Genomic DNA, 1581 nt, shown 5'->3' on the forward strand with positions numbered 1-1581 from the left:
TTCGTATTATGAGGTCAGCCAGTTTTTACTGGTTGACCTCTTTTGTTTTAAGGGGTTTAGTTACGGGTAGCCGGGGTAGAACGTCTCTGCCCGTGGGGCTTGACCCCGTGTGCTAAACTGTTCACCCCCTACTTGTAGAAACATGTTTGAGGCTGGTTGAGACAACGATCTCGAATAACAAGCGAAGCTATGACACTGCAAGATGGATTAGGGGCTTCCGGCAAATACATGAAGTGAAGGTGATGCATTCAGATGAACCCAGTAATCGGCTTAGATATCGCAAAAGGAGAAAGTCAAGGCCAGGCTTTCTTAGACAAAGGAAAACCTTATGACAAAAGCTTTTCAGTAAGCCATACTCGTGAAGGGTTAGTCGCTTTCCACTCCTTCTTAAAGGTTATTGAGGAAGAAGCCGGTCAACGACCTACGATTATCCTAGAATCGACAGGACATTACCATTTACCCGTCACTCGCTTTCTGGAGGATAACCAATACCTTTTCATTGTTGTTAACCCTATCCTTTCGTATCAGGCCAAAAAGTTATCGAGCTTGCGTAAGGTGAAAACGGATGCTGTAGATGCTTATGCCCTCTGCGAGCTCTTTTACAAAGAGGACTTTGATCAGCATAAATCAAGAGGCGTTCATTTGTTAAACCTGCGGAATTTAACCAGACAGCATGATGCCATAACTGGCCTGTACATTCAAATCAAATTACAGTTTCAGGCCATATTGGATCAGGTGTTTCCTGAGTATAAAGGTGTGTTTGGGGATTTGTATTCTGCGGTATCACTGAAAACCTTGTTGGCATTCCCTACGTCTGACGTCGTGTTGCAAGCCGGAGAAGTAATGGTAACGGAGAAGATTATGTCCTTATGTATACGGAGGTCAGATCGTTGGGCTGCGGATAAAGCGAAATCTTTGCTGGCTGCAGCGGACCGAAATCCCTTCCGTTAGGCTCCTTTCCAGAGCCATTTATTCAGCCTTGAGATGTACGTCAGCATGTTACTTCATTATCGAGAGCATCTAACCGCCCTAGAAAAGCAAATCGATGCTCTCGCTAATGAACTGGAAGAATATAAGATTATCCAATCAATCCCTGGTATCGGAGAAAAAATCGCGGCAACGATTATTTCTGAAATCGGTGAGATTGATCGGTTTCATCACCCAAAGAAGTTGGTTGCATTTGCTGGTGTAGACCCGAGTGTCCATATCTCTGGCAAGTTTACCGCGACCATTAATCGAATAACCAAACGTGGCTCCAGCAGGCTTAGACACACCTTATTCTTGGCTGTGCTCTGTAGCTTGAGACGCACAGGCAGCAAGACACTCAAGGCTTATTACGACAAGAAAATGGCTGAGGGAAAGCCTCACAAAGTAGCGATGATCGCCTGCGTTAACAGGTTACTCCATTGGATCTTTGCCCTGCTGAAACGAAAAGAAACTTTCGTTGAATTGGCCTAACAACACGAACTAGAAAAACCTTCCAGTCAAGAATGGAGGGTTATTTGGTATGCACAGTTATTAGTATAGCATCAACCTCAGCTACTTTTATAAGAAAAATGTTGACAACTATTAGCTGGTTTA

The 1581-nt window shown here is 44.1% G+C and carries 1 pseudogene; it reads left to right on the plus strand.

Annotated elements, in window-relative coordinates:
* Nucleotides 1-252 precede the first annotated feature (252 nt).
* Nucleotides 253-1458, plus strand: a pseudogene (locus FE783_RS37220) (IS110 family RNA-guided transposase).
* Nucleotides 1459-1581 lie beyond the last annotated feature (123 nt).

Origin of the sequence: Paenibacillus mesophilus (genome assembly GCF_005938385.1) — a bacterium.
Lineage (GTDB): Bacteria > Bacillota > Bacilli > Paenibacillales > NBRC-103111 > Paenibacillus_AB > Paenibacillus_AB mesophilus.